The sequence below is a fragment of the Corynebacterium sp. BF-R-2 genome, from assembly GCF_024586525.1.
GTDB classification, from domain to species: Bacteria; Actinomycetota; Actinomycetes; order Mycobacteriales; family Mycobacteriaceae; genus Corynebacterium; species Corynebacterium singulare.
Genome location: NZ_JAMFTP010000008.1, coordinates 100,535 through 115,131, shown reverse-complemented (window position 1 = coordinate 115,131; position 14,597 = coordinate 100,535). Strand labels below are relative to the sequence as shown.

7 protein-coding genes are annotated in these 14,597 nt (G+C 64.2%); 6 read left to right on the top strand and 1 reads right to left on the bottom strand.

Annotation, left to right across the window (positions count from 1 at the left end):
- Nucleotides 1–2: 2 nt before the first annotated feature.
- Together M5J09_RS07150 and M5J09_RS07145 are read left to right on the top strand one after the other, a co-directional pair.
- Complete coding sequence (locus M5J09_RS07150; protein ID WP_257157408.1) at nucleotides 3–1,253, top strand: alpha/beta fold hydrolase; 1,251 nt, start codon at nucleotides 3–5, stop codon at nucleotides 1,251–1,253.
- A gap of 131 nt (nucleotides 1,254–1,384) precedes the next feature.
- A complete protein-coding gene (locus M5J09_RS07145; RefSeq protein ID WP_257157407.1) occupies nucleotides 1,385–2,581 on the top strand; it encodes an SPFH domain-containing protein in 1,197 nt (398 codons plus the stop codon).
- Between the two features lie 15 nt (nucleotides 2,582–2,596).
- Here the strand turns inward: M5J09_RS07145 and M5J09_RS07140 are convergent, their stop codons facing one another.
- On the bottom strand, nucleotides 2,597–3,334 hold the full coding sequence (locus M5J09_RS07140) for an HNH endonuclease family protein (RefSeq protein ID WP_257157406.1): 738 nt from the start codon (nucleotides 3,332–3,334) through the stop codon (nucleotides 2,597–2,599).
- Between the two features lie 37 nt (nucleotides 3,335–3,371).
- Here M5J09_RS07140 and M5J09_RS07135 point away from each other — a divergent pair, with 37 nt between their 5' ends.
- From M5J09_RS07135 to M5J09_RS07120, 4 genes are all read left to right on the top strand, one after another.
- Complete coding sequence (locus M5J09_RS07135) at nucleotides 3,372–3,542, top strand: hypothetical protein (protein WP_158407810.1); 171 nt, start codon at nucleotides 3,372–3,374, stop codon at nucleotides 3,540–3,542.
- A gap of 17 nt (nucleotides 3,543–3,559) precedes the next feature.
- Nucleotides 3,560–12,451, top strand: coding sequence for a type I polyketide synthase (locus M5J09_RS07130; protein WP_257157405.1), 8,892 nt, complete (start codon nucleotides 3,560–3,562; stop codon nucleotides 12,449–12,451).
- Between the two features lie 103 nt (nucleotides 12,452–12,554).
- Nucleotides 12,555–13,544: a substrate-binding domain-containing protein gene (locus M5J09_RS07125; protein ID WP_070537730.1), complete on the top strand. Its 990-nt coding sequence runs from the start codon at nucleotides 12,555–12,557 to the stop codon at nucleotides 13,542–13,544.
- Nucleotides 13,541–14,596, top strand: a complete 1,056-nt coding sequence (locus M5J09_RS07120) for an ABC transporter permease (protein ID WP_070537684.1) — start codon at nucleotides 13,541–13,543, stop codon at nucleotides 14,594–14,596. Before M5J09_RS07125 ends, M5J09_RS07120 begins: the two co-directional genes overlap by 4 nt.
- The last annotated feature ends 1 nt before the right edge of the window (nucleotide 14,597 follow it).

The window sequence follows — 14,597 nt, the reverse complement described above, 5'->3', positions numbered from 1 at the left end:
GCATGAAACGCTTCGGCCACACCATCAAGGAACACACCCTCACCGTCCCGTGGGACTACACGGACCCCACCGCGGGTTCGTTCGAGCTCTACGCTCGCGAGATTGTCCCGCCGGGCGGTGAGAATTACCCGGCACTGCTCTATAACCAGGGCGGGCCGGGTTTTCCCGCGCCAAGGCCCATAGGCGCCGCCGGGCTCATCGGGAAGGGCTTAGAGCGCTACCGCTGGATCCTCATGGACCAGCGCGGCACGGGTCGCAGTCACCGGATTGATGAGTTGAGTCCTGCTGAGGACCGCACCGCCACACGCTTAGCCCAGTTGCGCCAAGAGAATATCGTTCGGGATGCCGAGCGTTTGCGCGAATTCTTAGGGGAGGAGCGCTGGGATCTTTTCGGCCAGTCCTTCGGTGGCTTCATCATCACCGCATATGCGTCGATGTACCCGGAATCTATTGGCCGCGCTTTCCTGACCGGTGGTCTGCCCACCCTGACCAAGGACGCGGACGATCTGTACCGCACTACCTTTGCCAAGCTCAAGGTGCGCCACGACCGTTTTACCGCGCAGTTCCCGTGGGCGCAGTCCCGCATCGAAGAGATTATTCACCACCTGGACAACTCCGAGGAGTTCTTGCCCACGGGCGAGCGCCTGTCCTCGCGCCGTTTCCGCACCATCGGCATTGAGCTGGGCCGTGGTGCCGGGTTCGATGCGCTGGGCTACCTGCTGGAGGATCCTTTCCGGACCGTGGGCGGGCAGAAGCGCCTGCGTTCGGACTTTCTGCTGGACGTGGGGCAAAGGGTGAGCTTCCAGGCCGGGCCGTTGTACGCGGCGATTCATGAGTCCATCTACGGCGGCGTCGGTGGTCAGTCCGTCACAGGGTGGGCGGCGCATCGCATGCGTGAGGAATTCCCCGAGTTCGCCGAGGACGGCACCTACCTCACCGGTGAGCATGTTTTTCCCTGGCAGTTCGACGAGGACCCGGCGCTGCGCCCCTTCAAACAGGCCGCGGAGGAGTTGGCCGCCCACGAGTGGACACGGTCGCCGTATGATTCCGCTGCGCTTTCCGACGGCTCCCTCATCGCCGCTGCCGCCATCTACCTAGACGATATTTTCGTCCCGTTTGAGGACTCCCTCGCCACGGGGGAGGCCTACCGCGACCTGCGCCCGATGGTGACCAACCGCTTCCAGCACAACGGCGTTGCTGAAGACGGCACCGGGATTTTGGGCGAGCTGTTCCGGTTAGCTGATGAACGCTAGAGCATACTCGGGGCGGCTCATATTACTACTTGGCAACGATTCCTGGGGAGTGATCCGCATGGTCTCGTGGCGAGCATCACGCTGTGGCAAAATAGTTGCGAAAAGTGAAGTGATCCTAGAAAGGCTAGTTCATGGGACCTCTGATTATTATTGGCGTGATCGTGTTGATCATCGCTGCCACCGTCTTTGACGGCTTTTTTATCGTTCGTACGAAGGAAGCCGCCATTATCGAGCGTATGGGTAAGTTTGTCAACGTTGCCCACGCTGGTCTGCACCTCAAAGTGCCTTATGTTGACCGTGTCCGCGCGAAGATCAGCCTGCAGATCCGTCAGCTCGACGTCATGGTAGAGACCAAGACGAAGGATAACGTCTTCGTCCAGATTCCCGTCGCTGTGCAGTACGAGGTAGTTCAGGGTGCTGAACGCCAGGCTTTCTACACTTTGTCCAATCATGAACAGCAGATTGTGGCCTATGTCCAGGACAACGTCCGTTCCTCTGTGGCGAACATGAACCTGGATGACTCCTTCTCTTCCAAGGACACCATCGCCCGCAACGTGGCGATGTCCCTGCGCGATAACATGGCCGCCTACGGCTGGAACTTCGTCAACACCCTCGTTACCGATATTCGCCCGGATGCCCGCGTGCGCGAGTCCATGAACTCCATCAATGCTGCGCAGCGTGAGCGTGAGGCGGCCGTCGCCCAGGCGGAAGCTGAGAAGATCCGCGTGGTCAAGGAAGCCGAAGGTGCAGCCGAGGCCAAGAAGCTCCAGGGCCGCGGTGTGGCCGATCAGCGTAAGGAGATTGTTGAAGGTATTGCGCAGCAGTATGAGCTCCTGCGTGCCGCTGGCGTGGAAGAGAATCCGGAGACCCTCATGCTAGTCTCCCAGTACCTCGACGCCATGGTGGACGTGGCCGACCGCGCTCACACCAACGTGCTCTACATGCCGTCGAACCCGGGCGGCATGCAGGACCTCTTCAGCGGTATGCGTGACACGTTGCTGTCCACGGACGCCATCAACTCCGCCCCGAAGCCGTCGGTGCCGGCCGGGGAAGCAAAGCACAGCCGCGAGGACTTTGCTGAGGCGCGCCGTCGTCGCGAGGAAAAGGAGCGCCGAGAGCGCGATGAGCGCGCCAGCCGTGACGCAGAGATGATGGAGCAGGCCAAGCGCGCCCAGCAGCAGGCCGACGAGCGAGTACAGAACGCCCAGAAGGGATTCAGCCAGCTTCCGGGCTTTTCCTCCGCGCAGGGCAACGCCCAACCGCAGAGCGCACGTGATTACTTTGATCAGCTGCGCAACCAGCTCAACCAGAACAACAAGGGAAACTAAGTTTCCGGGGCGCGGTTAGCAGGCCTGCAACAAGCCTCTGAGTGCTTGTCTCTCGGCGTCGGTGACCCACACGCCATACGCTGCCTTTACCTCCACAATGCGCTGCGCATACTCGCAGCGAAAAGCTTTGTTGGGTGGCAGCCAGGTGGCGGCGTCACCGGCGCCTTTTTGCTGGTTGAGGGGGCCATCGACGGCAAGGAGGTTGCGGGGATCGTTTCCAAAGTTCCGGCGCTGCTCGGGTGACCATTGTTGGGCGCCTTTCTGCCAGGCGTCGGCAAGCGCGACGACGTGATCGATCTGCACCGCATCTGAAGTCTCGGCACCGCGTTGGAACTCGATTACCTGGCCAGAGTAGGGATCCTGGAGGGTTCCAGACAACGCAACGCAATCATGGGTGCCATCCTTAATGACGAGGTTGTCCAAGTCACGGCGCAGAATGTCGTTGCGCGTATCGCAGCCATTGTGGCCGAACTCCACGGTGACATCATCAGACCAAGCCTGTCCAAGTTCCTCGCGCTCGTAGCCGGTCATCGGCGCACGTCCTTTGACCTCGAGGGAATCCAGCGTAGTCAGCGCCGCAGCTGCCTCGTGCTCACCCTCCACGGTGTTGGATGCCGGGGTGCTCTCCCGAGTGGTGTTCGGGGCGGCGCCGGGCTGCGCGGCGGGGATGGGAAATGCGAGGCCAACCAGCACCAAGGCAGCAACGAGAACATTGAGGAGAGCTGCGAGAATGAAAGGGGTGCGAGAGGCCATGACGCATCGATCTTAGTGGGTAGAATCTGGTGTCGGTATGAGTATCGATATGTTCTTTGATGAGTACCTCTCCGAGCGTGGTTTGTCCCGCTCGGCCGAGGTCGTTCCGGACCACGCCTGCCAGGTCTTTTGCGGCCTGCCTGAGCCCCAGACCCAGCCTTCCCTCGATGCGGCCGTGCAGCTCGTTGCGCGTGCCCTGGGGGAGTAGCGCCGGTGACCCATCCCATGAACATCGCACCCCTTGCCGCGTGTTTAGACGTGGAGCCTTGCGCGCTGTCCTTCTCCGGGCAGGGCTATGCGTGGCTGCCCACCCTCCGTGAGGCCTTAGCCACAGGTGTGCGGCCGCAGCTTGCCCGATACCTGGATGCGGCCGAGGAGCTTCTCGCCCCGCTTGTCGGCGCGCTCCTGCCCACCACACCCCACGGTTTCTCGCCGCTGGAGTGGGCAGACGCCGAGCCTGCGTTCGCGCTCTCCGCGCCAGCTGTGTCCACGCCGGGCATTGTGATGTCCCAGCTCGCGGTCCTCGAGTCCGTGCGCGCACAGGGGCTCAACACTGACGTCGCCGTGGCGAGCATCGGGCACTCCCAAGGCGTTGTGGCTGCCGCCGTCGCCGCTGGCCGGGTAAGCCCAGTTGAGGCCTTGGCCTTGGCCCGCCTCATTGGCGCTGCTCTGACCAGGACTGCCCGAATCCACGGACTCGTCCGCACCGACCAGGGTTCACCCATGGTGGCGGTGTCGGGTGCCTCGGAGGAACAACTTCGGGCAGCCGGCGCCCACATCGGCCTCATCAATGGCCACGAGCGCTTCGTCATCACGGGAACCCCTACGGAACTTGCCCGGGTGCGCCATACGTTCGCGGATAAACAGATAACCTTCACGGACCTCGACGTCGACGCCGCGTTCCACCATCCGACGATGGCGGCGGCCGTGAAACAGGTGGAGCACTGGGCAGTACGCATCGGCCTCGAGTCTGAACTCGTGAGTGAGCTGGCCCGCGCGGTGCTCACGGACACCGTGGACTGGCCTGCCCGTGTCACTGAGGCTGTCGCCGCCGGCGCGCGCTGGATTCTGGAGATGGGTCCCGCTCGCGGCGTTGAGCCTTTAACACGAGGCATCGTCGCTGGCCGGGGAGTGGGCACGGTGGCCGCAGCTACCACAGAGGGGCAAGCGCAGCTGTTTGAGCCCGGCCACGCGCCCGCGCTGCCTGCCGCCTGGTCTACCTTTGCACCGCGTCTGGTGGAAGGGCGCCTCACCACGCGCTTCACCGACGTGACGGGCTATTCCCCGGTCATGTTGCCCGGCATGACGCCCACCACTGTAGATCCGACCATCGTTGCCGCTGCCGCCAACGCAGGACACTGGGCAGAGCTCGCCGGCGGTGGCCAACACACCGATGAGATCCTGGCGCAGAACCTGGATAACCTCGCAGAGATGCTCGCGCCGGGCGTGAATGCACAGTTCAACGCCCTGTATCTGTCTGCTGCGCAGTGGCGCCGCCAGATTGAGGGGCAGCGTGCCATCCCCCGCGCCCGAGCCGCAGGTGCGCCGCTCAACGGCGTGGTCATTTCCGCTGGTATCCCGCCGCACGAGGAGGCCCTTGCGCTGGTAGAGCGCCTGCAAGCAGAAAACTTCCCGTGGATAGCCTTTAAACCTGGCACCGTCGAGCAGGGCAAGCAGGTGCTCGCGATTGCGCGCGAGGTGTCCACCACACTCATCCTTCAGCTCGAAGGCGGTAGCGCCGGCGGACACCACTCCACCGAGGAACTCGATGAGTTGCTTGTGGCCGCGTACGCCGACATTCGCCAGCAGCCTAACGTGCTGCTCGCCGTCGGCGGTGGCATCGGAACCCCGGCGCGCGGCGCGGAGTACCTCACCGGCGAGTGGTCACGGCGCTTTGGCCTGCCCGCAGCACCTGTTGATGCCATCATGGTTGGCACCGCCGCTATGGCCACCGCGGAGTCCACCGCGTCGGAGTCAGTCAAGCAGGCTCTCGCCGCCGCCACGGACAAGGACGTCACGTCCGGACGGTCAGATCTGGATGCGAGCATCCATGAGCTGGACAATTCCTTCGCCCGCGCGGGCAGGCTGCTCGATGAGGTCACCGGCGACGAGGCGCACGTTGCTGCCCGTCGTGAGGAGATCATCGCTGCGCTGGCGGCGACGTGCAAACCCTACTTTGGCGACCTCGCCGCGATGTCGTACTCCCAGTGGCTGCACCGCTATGTGGAGCTGTCTTTCCTCGACGGGTGGGTCGACGAATCATGGTTTAATCGCTTTAAGGACATGGTCGCGCGCAGCGAAGCTCGTCTGCACGAGGCCGATCACGGTGAGATAGAACTTCAGGTGAGCGTGGATCGTTCTCACCCCACAGACGCCATCGCTTCGCTCATAAAGCTCTACGGAGACGCCGCGCTTCATCCCACCGATGCCGCCTGGTTCATCACCCTGCTCGATGGTCCGGGGAAACCGCCGAGCTTTGTGCCGGTTATCGATTCCTCCGTGCGCCGCCGCTTCCGCCTCGACTCCCTGTGGCAGGCCCACGACGAGCACTATGACGCCGACCAGGTCTGCATCATCCCCGGCCCAGCCGCTGTTGCGGGTATTGAGCGCGCCAACGAGCCGGTGGTTGAGCTGTTGGCTCGCTTCGAGCAGGCCGCCGCAGACCGCCTTCCCCAGGAAGTACCGGACGCACGCGAGTCTGCACCGAGCGCTGAGACTCTCATCCGCCGCGCACCTACCCTGAACTGGGCTGGCCGCGAAAAAGTAAATCCGCTGCTCCTTGACCTACCCGGCGCGATTCTTCGCCCGAGCGGTGCAACTGTTCCCATCGGTGAGGGCTCTGCGGACTTCTGGTACACCGTGCCCGTGGGCGCTGACTCGACGCAGGAGGGTGACGCTGTGCTGCGCGTGCGCATCATGGCACCGAGCATTCCGGGCGCCTCGCCTTCCGTGAGCACCGAGGATGCCGCTTCTGCTATGCGTGAGCTTGCCCGTGCAGCGGCCGGTGGCACACTGCCGGAAGTCAAGGACGGTCGTGCCTCGGTGGAGGCCCGCCTCGATGCAGCGGACATGGCTGACTACGTTTCCGTGACGAGCTCGGATAGTGCCGGTATGGCGGCCGCGGAGTCAGCCGCGCCAGACGTCCTCGTAGGAATGGCCTGGCCAGCGATCTTCGCTGTCATCGCGGATGCCCGCATCACTAACGATGCGAAGGCTGAGCCAGTGGTCGAGGGTCTGCTCAACCTGGTCCACCTCGAACACTCACTGATGCTTGGTAAGGATGCCACCGAGCGTCTTGCAGCCACGGCCGCACCGGGTTCCACGCCGCTGGAGGTGACCATCACCGCCGACCTGGTCGCGGTAAGTGATACGCCCTCGGGTCGAGTCATCGACGTTGCGGTGAGCGTGGGGGACATAGCAACGCTACGCGAGCGCTTCCTGATTGCTGGGCGCACTGGGACCGCGAGTATGGACGAGTTCCGTGATTCAGGCGCAGCGTCGGAAGGGATACGCGAAACCCCACGGTCCTTCCTTCACCAACGCACCGTGACCGCGCCGGAATCTCTGCGCCCCTTCGCCGCGGTGACGGGGGACCATAACCCTATTCACCTCTCCGCGAATGTCGCGGCGCTGGCAGGCCTGAAGGACGGCCCTATCGTGCACGGCATGTGGACCTCGGCCCTAGCTCAGGCGGCCGCGGCCTGTGATGGCACACAGGTCCTGGAGTGGTCTGCATCGATGCTGGCCCCAGTCCTGCCCGGCAGTGAGGTGGAGTTTGGGGTGGAACGGGTGGGCGTCGACAAGCGCGGCGACCATGGCGAGGTCCGCGCTGTCACCGCAACGTGCAATGGTGTGGTGGTGCTCGAGGCCCGCGCCACAATGAGCACTCCGCGCACGTTTTATGCCTTCCCCGGCCAGGGCATCCAATCCCCGGGGATGGGCATGGCGGACTACGGACAGTCACTGGCTGCGCGCGCGGTGTGGGACCGTGCGGATGCGTACACGAGAGAACACCTTGGCTTTTCCATCCTGGCGATCGTGCGCATCAACCCGGACAACGTTGTGGTGGGTGGCACTACCTATCACCATCCGAATGGTGTGCTGTTCCTGACCCAGTTCACCCAGGTCGCCATGGCTACGTTGGGCTGCGCCCAGATCGCCGCCCTGAAGGAAGCAGGGGTCCTCGACACCACGGCATCCTTCGGCGGACATTCCGTGGGCGAGTACAACGCCCTGGCCGCGTATGCGGAGGTCCTCTCCCTTGAGGCGGTTCTGGAGATTGTCTATGTCCGTGGGCTGACCATGCACCGTTTCGTCGAACGCGATGCTGACGGCGAGTCCCGCTACGGCCTGGGAGCGCTCCGACCGCACAAGATGGGGATGCGTGCGGATGAGGTTGCGGACTACGTTGCCGAGACAAGCGAGGTCACCGGGGAGTTCCTCGAGGTGGTCAACTACAACGTCCAGGGGCGCCAGTACGCGATTGCGGGGACCATCGACGGCCTCGAGGCCATCGATGAGAATGCCGAGTACTGGGCTCCTGGCCAGCGCGCCTTCGTGCCCATTCCAGGCGTTGACGTGCCCTTCCATTCCTCCCTTTTGCGTGGTGGGGTAGAGGACTTCCGCTCGCATTTGGAGGAGCTCATTCCACGGGACATTGACCTCTCGGTGCTGGTGGGCCGTTACGTGCCAAACCTCGTGGCCAGGCCCTTTTCCCTGGACCGTGAGTTCGTGGAGGCCATTGCGAACGCAGTTGAGTCTGAACGCATCGAGACCATCGTGGACAATTTCACGGCGGCCGCAGCAGAACCGGCGGTGCTCGGGCGCACGCTCCTCATTGAGCTTCTGGCCTGGCAATTCGCCTCCCCAGTGCGCTGGATTGAAACTCAGGACCTTCTGCTTACCCCACGCGGTTCCATGACAGAAGCAGGCGTAGCGGGACTGGGCATCGAGCGTTTCATCGAGGTTGGCGTGGGCGCTGCACCGACCGTAGCTAACATGATGGGCCAAACACTCGGCCTGTCTGACTACGCGGGCAGTGAGGTTGAGGTGCTCAACATTGAACGCGACCACGCCCGCGTCTTCGCCGAGGACGCGCAGCCCGCGCCGGAGCGCACTGCTGAAGAAGCTGTGGAAGACCTCACGGAACACGTGGCAGACCCCACGCCGGAACCGGTGGTGGCCGCTGCCCCCGACGAGCCGCACACAGAGGTGCCAGACCGCGCGCTGAACCCGCAGGTGGCCGTGGAGATGCTCATCGCCCTGTGGACCAAGGTCCGACCCGACCAGATGGAGGCTACCGACACGATCGAGACCCTCGTGGAGGGCGTGTCCTCCCGCCGCAACCAGCTGCTGCTGGACTTGGGCGTGGAATTCGGGATCGGCGCCATCGAGGGCGCGGCGGATAGACCACTGCGTGAGCTTGCGGAGACAGTGGCGCAGCGCGCGCCTCGCTATGACTCTTTTGGTCCCGTACTCGCCGCGCAGGTGGGGCAGGCGGTGCGCCGCCTGACGGGCCCGGCGGGGAAGAAGCCGGGGTACATCGCCGAGCGCGTTCACACCGAGTGGGGCCTAGGCCCTGGCTGGGCTGACCGCGTCGTAGCGGAGCTCGTGCTGGCCAGCCGCGAGGGTGCCTCCCTGCGTGGCGGGGACCTGGCCACCCTGCCGCGCGCGGAGGTGTCGACTGTGCGTGAGCTCGACGAGCTTATCGACGCCTCCCTGACCGCCGTCACCACCCGCGCCGGGGTGACAGTGACGAAGCGCGCGCGGGCCACCGCGGAAGCGAACGTGGACCCGGTGGCGCTGACGGAGTATGCGCAGCGGTTGGAAACCGCACTCGAGGATTCTGCGCGCTCGCTGCTCGACGCCCTGGGGTGTGGCGCTCGCGACGACGCGGCCGCGTCGATGAAGAATACGACGGACACCGACAACCGTGCCGGCCTTATCGAAGCGGAGCTGGGACCCGACTGGGAACAGCGCGTGGCCCCTGCCTTTGACGCTACGAAGGCAGTGCTTTTCGACGACTACTGGGCCTACGCCCGCGAAGACCTTGTCCAGGCTGCCGCAGCTGGAGTCGAGGAACCACGCCTCGATGTTCTCGGCGCCGGTGCGGAGGTCGAGCGTATGGCAGCTTATCTGGGCTATCGACGCCAGGCCGCGGACGCCGCGGTGCCAGGCGAGTTCCTGCTCCACTCCGGTCAGGTGGCTGTGGTGACGGGAGGTTCGCCGGGCTCGATTGGTGCGGAGATTATCTCCGAGCTCCTCGTCGAGGGCGCCACTGTCATTGCGACGACCTCGCAACTCACCCCGCAGCGCGTTGAATTCTTTAAAGACCTCTACCGCAAGCGTGGAGTCGGCACGGCCGTGCTGTGGGTGGTCCCAACCAACCTCAACTCTTTTGCAGATATCGATGCGTTTGTGGAGTGGATCGGTGCGGAGGAGACTGCCACGGTGAATGGCGAGACCGTGGTGCGCAAACCGGCCTTCATACCCGACCTACTCTTTCCCTTTGCGGCACCGCCCGTCAGCGGAACCGTGGCCGATGCGGGGCCGGCGGCTGAGGCCCAGATGCGCCTGCTGCTGTGGTCCGTGGAGCGGCTCATCGCGGGGCTGTCCGCGGTGGGCGCGGATACCCACCTGGGGCATCGCCTCCACGTGGTGCTGCCCGGCTCACCCAACCACGGGCGCTTCGGCGGCGACGGCGCGTATGGCGAGGCCAAGGCCGCTTTCCACGCCCTGGTCAACCGTTGGCATGCCGAGCAAGATTCATGGGGCGCTCGAACCTCGCTGGTCCACGCGCTCATCGGCTGGGTTCGCGGAACCGGGCTGATGGCGGGCAACGATTCTCTTGTGTCCCAGGTCGAGGCCCGCGGCGTGGCCACATTTTCCGCGAAGGAGATGGCCATCCGCCTTGTCGATGGCGCCGCCAACGAATCGGTGCTCATCGAGGCCGCCACTGCGCCACAAACCATGGACTTTAGTGGCGGACTGTTGGGTGCCGACCTTAATCTGGCCGAGGTGGCACGTGAGGCACACGGTGCCTCCACAGCCCCCGAGTCCGGGACCGAACTGCCCACACCACGCACCGTGACGGCTCTACCGCACGTGCTGAAGCCACTGGAATGGACCCACCCCGACTTCAGCGAGGTCACCCAATCCCTGGAAGACATGGTGGTCATTGTCGGCGCCGGCGAACTGGGGCCGCTGGGCTCATCGCGCACCCGCTATGAGGTCGAAGTCGGCGGTGAACTTAGCGCTGCCGGCGTGCTGGAGTTGGCGTGGACCTGTGGACTTGTGACGTGGGATGAAAAGACAGCGGCGTGGATCACGCCAGAGGGCGAGTCCATCGCGGAGGAAGAAGTTTATGAGCGCTTCCACGACGAGGTCCTCGCCGGCATCGGTGTGCGGCGCTTCCACGACAGTTTCGGACCTCACCTGCCCATGGTGGACAACCTCGCCCCAGAGCTGACCACCATTTACCTGGAGAAACCGCTGACCTTCACCGTTGAGGATGAAGCCACCGCACGCTCCTTCGTGGACAGCTGCGAGGGTGCCACGCTTCAGCGCGTGGAATCCACTCCGGGCGGTGAGACCGAATGGCAGGTCACCCGGCCAGCTGGCTCCGCCGTGCGCGTGCCACGCCGCGTGGCTATGACACGCGTAGTGGGTGGACAGATCCCGGAAGGATTCGACCCCGGGGTCTACGGCATCCCAGCCGACATGCTGGACAATCTCGACCGCCTTGCCGTGTGGAACCTCGTGTGCACGGTGGACGCCTTCCTCTCTGCAGGGTTTAGCCCAGCCGAGTTGCTGTCCCACGTCCACCCGGCGCGGGTGAGCTCCACACAGGGCACCGGCATGGCAGGGCAAGAGGCGTTGCGGTCGCTGTACGTCGATAAGCTCTTGGCCCACCCGCGGCAGAATGACATCCTGCAAGAGGCGCTACCCAACGTCATCGCCGCGCACGTCATGCAGTCGTACGTCGGTGGCTACGGCCAGATGGTCCACCCCGTCGCCGCCTGCGCCACGGCAGCGGTGTCGGTGGAAGAAGCCTGCGATAAGCTGCGCCTGCACAAGGCCGACTTCGTTGTCGCCGGTGGCATCGACGCGCTCTCGGTGGAGGGCATTACAGGTTTCGGCGACATGGCCGCCACGGCCGATAGCACGCACTTGGCCGCACAGGGCATTGAGAACCGGTACTTCTCCCGCCCGAATGACCGCCGCCGCGGCGGATTTGTTGAATCGGAGGGCGGCGGAACGCTGCTGCTCGCGCGTGGAACCCTCGCCGCGGACCTAGGCTTGCCGGTCCTCGGCGTGGTGGGCTTTGCCGAATCTTTTGCCGATGGTGCGCACAACTCCATTCCCGCGCCGGGCATCGGTGCGCTCTCGGCGGCGCGCGGCGGTTCCGAGTCCCGCCTTGCCCGTGGTCTCAAGGACCTAGGTGTGTCTCCGGATGACATCGCCGTGGTGTCCAAGCACGACACGTCCACGACAGCCAACGACCCTAACGAGTCCGACCTGCACGAACGAATCGCCTCTGCCCTCGGGCGCAGTGCAGGCAACCCGCTGTACGTGGTGTCCCAGAAGTCACTGACCGGCCACGCCAAAGGTGGGGCCGCGGCCTTCCAGATCGTGGGCCTGAGCCAGGTGCTGCGCCAGGGCATCATCCCGCCGAATCGCTCCCTGGATTGCGTCGACCCGCAACTGCGCCGCCACGAGCACCTCGTGTGGCTGCGCAGGCCACTGGATCTGCGGCGAACTCCGCCCAAGGCAGGGCTCGTGACTTCTTTGGGCTTCGGGCACGTCTCAGCACTCATCGCGCTCGTCCACCCGGAGGCCTTCGTGGCGGCAGTGGCCAGCGAGCGCGGCGACGATGCCGCACAAGCGTGGCATAAGGCCGCCGAGGCGCGTGAACGCGCCGGGCTGCGCCGCCTAGAGGAGGCCATGCGCGGCGGAGCAGCACTGTACGAGCGGCCGATCGAACGCAACCTCGGAGGCGGCGATACCAACGCAGTAACAGAGCGGGAAGCCGCCGTTCTACTCAGCGAGTCGGCGCGCCTGCGCAGCGGCATCCTAGAGCCGGACGCAGCACCACACGACACATCCGAGCGGGGGTAAAACACCGAAGAATAACCCCAGCTCGAACCCTCTGAAACGATAAAGAACCAGGTCAAGCGGGTTGAACCCAGAGTGTGTGCTGGGGCACCATGCAAGGGTGAAAATCAACACAAAGTTTGCACGTGGTGTCAGTGCGGTCGCCCTCGCCGCCACGATCGGGGGATGCTCCGCCACCGGAGGCGCGCCCCGCCCGAGCGAGGAAGGCGAGCTGGCCGGTGGTGTCGACACCGAGCGCCTCGTCGTCGCCATGATCTCCCATGGCGCGCCGGGCGATACCTACTGGGATCTCGTACGCAAGGGCGCGGAGGATGCCGCGCGCAAGGACAACATCGAACTGCGCTATTCCTCCGACCCGGAAGCCCCCAACCAGGCCAATCTGGTGCAGTCCGCCATCGATTCTGGTGTGGATGGCATCGCCGTCACCATGCCGAATGCAGGCGCTATTGGCCCGGTGGCCAAGAAGGCTGCCGATGCCGGAATCCCCACCGTCGGCCTCAACGCCGGCATGGATGACTACGAGAAGTACGGCATGAGCGCCTTCTTTGGACAAGAAGAAAAGGTCGCGGGCACCAAGGCCGGCGAGCGCCTCAAAGCCGACGGGGCACAGCATGCTCTGTGCGTTATTCACGAGCAGGGCAACTCTTCCCAGGAGGCGCGCTGCGCCGGCGTCAAGGATGGTATGGACGGCGGAAAGGTAGAGATCCTCTACGTCAACGGCAAAGACCTCACCGCTGCCCAATCCACCATTAATGCCAAACTGGCACAGGATAAGTCCATCGACTGGGTCATGGCGCTCCAGGCCTCGGTGGCCATGCGTTCGACCGATGCGGTGGCTGAGGCAGGGTCACAGGCTAAGGTCTCGACGTTCGACACCAACGCCGAGCTTGTCGACGCCATCGCCGACGGCACCGTCCAGTGGGCCGTGGACCAGCAACCCTATATGCAGGGTTACCTCGCCGTCGATGCACTGTGGTTGGCTCACCGCAACGGCTCCACCCTAGGCGGCGGCCGTCCGGTCTACACCGGACCCTCGTTTGTAGATTCCACCAACGTGGACGTCATTTCCGAGTCGGCGAAGGAGGGCCTGCGATGAGTGGGGCGGTGCCGGTAGGGGAGGCGTCGGAAAGCATAGGCGATACCCGCCTGACTCGCCGCAGCGCCTTCTCGCGCCTCATTCGCCGCCCGGAGCTGGCCAGCCTGCTCGGCGCGGTTGCCATCTTCATCCTTTTCATGATCGTCGCCCCGGCCTTCCGCTCGATGGAGGCTTTTTCCACGGTGCTCTATGCCAGCTCCACGCTGGGAATTGTGGCGCTGGCGGTGGGTCTACTCATGATCGGCAATGAGTTCGACCTGTCCTCCGGCGTGGCCGTGACCTCGGCCGCGCTTGTGGCCACGATGCTCAACTACAATTTCCATCTCAATTCCTGGGTGGGCGTGGGCCTGTCGCTGCTCACCGCGCTGGCTATCGGTGCGCTCAACGGCCTGCTGGTTGTGCGCACCAAAATTGATTCCTTCCTTATCACTTTGGCGGCCTTCCTTATGCTGCAGGGCCTCAACCTGGCCATCACAAAGCTGGTGACGGGGCAGGTGGCCACCCCTACCATCGCGGATATGGAGGGATTTCCTTCCGCACGCGTCGTCTTCGCTGGCACGATTCACCTGGGCTCGTTGAGTATTCGCGCCACCGTCATCTGGTGGTTAGTGTTTGTCGCCATTGCTTCGTGGGTTCTGTACAAGACGCGCTGGGGCAACTGGATTTTCGCTGTTGGCGGCGATGACGAGGCTGCTCGCGCCGTCGGCGTGCCCGTGCGCCGCGTCAAGGTGGCGCTGTTCATGTTTGTCGGTTTTGCCGCCTGGTTCGTGGGCATGCACACCCTGTTTGCCTTCGACTCCATCCAAGCGGGCCAGGGTATCGGTAACGAGTTTCTCTACATCATCGCTGCAGTGATCGGCGGCTGCTCCATGACTGGTGGGCGCGGTACCGCGGTGGGCACGGCCATTGGCGCGCTCATTTTCGGCATGACCAACCAGGGCATCGTGTATGCGGGCTGGAACCCGGACTGGTTTAAGTTCTTCCTCGGTGCCATGCTGCTTTTCGCCGTGCTGACGAACACGTCGGTGGCCAACTTCACGAGGAAACGATAAA

Coding starts and splice junctions, on each gene's coding strand:
- M5J09_RS07150 (WP_257157408.1), top strand. CDS start 3: ATGAAACGCTTCGGCCACACCATCAAGGAACACACCCTCACCGTCCCG.
- M5J09_RS07145 (WP_257157407.1), top strand. CDS start 1,385: ATGGGACCTCTGATTATTATTGGCGTGATCGTGTTGATCATCGCTGCC.
- M5J09_RS07140 (WP_257157406.1), bottom strand. CDS start 3,334: ATGGCCTCTCGCACCCCTTTCATTCTCGCAGCTCTCCTCAATGTTCTC.
- M5J09_RS07135 (WP_158407810.1), top strand. CDS start 3,372: ATGAGTATCGATATGTTCTTTGATGAGTACCTCTCCGAGCGTGGTTTG.
- M5J09_RS07130 (WP_257157405.1), top strand. CDS start 3,560: ATGAACATCGCACCCCTTGCCGCGTGTTTAGACGTGGAGCCTTGCGCG.
- M5J09_RS07120 (WP_070537684.1), top strand. CDS start 13,541: ATGAGTGGGGCGGTGCCGGTAGGGGAGGCGTCGGAAAGCATAGGCGAT.